This is a genomic window from Actinospica durhamensis, assembly GCF_018139695.1.
GTDB lineage: Bacteria > Actinomycetota > Actinomycetes > Streptomycetales > Catenulisporaceae > Actinospica > Actinospica durhamensis.
The window spans coordinates 1-382 of sequence record NZ_JAGSOG010000900.1 but is presented as its reverse complement, the minus strand read 5'-3'; the positions used below and the strand labels follow the sequence as shown (position 1 = coordinate 382).

The window sequence follows — 382 nt, the reverse complement described above, 5'->3', positions numbered from 1 at the left end:
GCCATGCCTCCGCCATAGGCGACAGCGCCGCGTCGGTCGGTCGCGACGACCTCGTACGGCACGGTGTTCGTGGTGTCAGGAACGACACCCTGGCGCAACTGGTCGCAGAGAGACCAGAGCTGTGCCTTGGCTTGGTCTTCGGCGATCTGCGTGCTCTGGCGGTAGACGTCGTGGTGTACCCAGCAGCCGATGCCGACCAGGATGACGGCGGCGGCCGAGGCGGCGGCCAGGGCCGCGCGGGCTCGTACCGAACGCGGCCACCAGCGGCGTCGCGGCTCAGTCGCGTTCACGGTCGTCCACCAGCCGGTAGCCGGTACCCCGTACGGTCTGCAGGGACTTCCGGTGGAACGCGGCGTCCACCTTCTTGCGGAGGGCGCTGACG

2 pseudogenes are annotated in these 382 nt (G+C 69.9%); both read right to left on the bottom strand.

The window, feature by feature from the left end:
• Positions 1 to 290, bottom strand: a pseudogene (locus KDL01_RS42750) (two-component sensor histidine kinase); the annotation flags it as partial.
• A pseudogene (locus tag KDL01_RS46690) lies at positions 277 to 382 on the bottom strand (response regulator transcription factor); the annotation flags it as partial. The pseudogenes KDL01_RS46690 and KDL01_RS42750, both read right to left, overlap by 14 nt.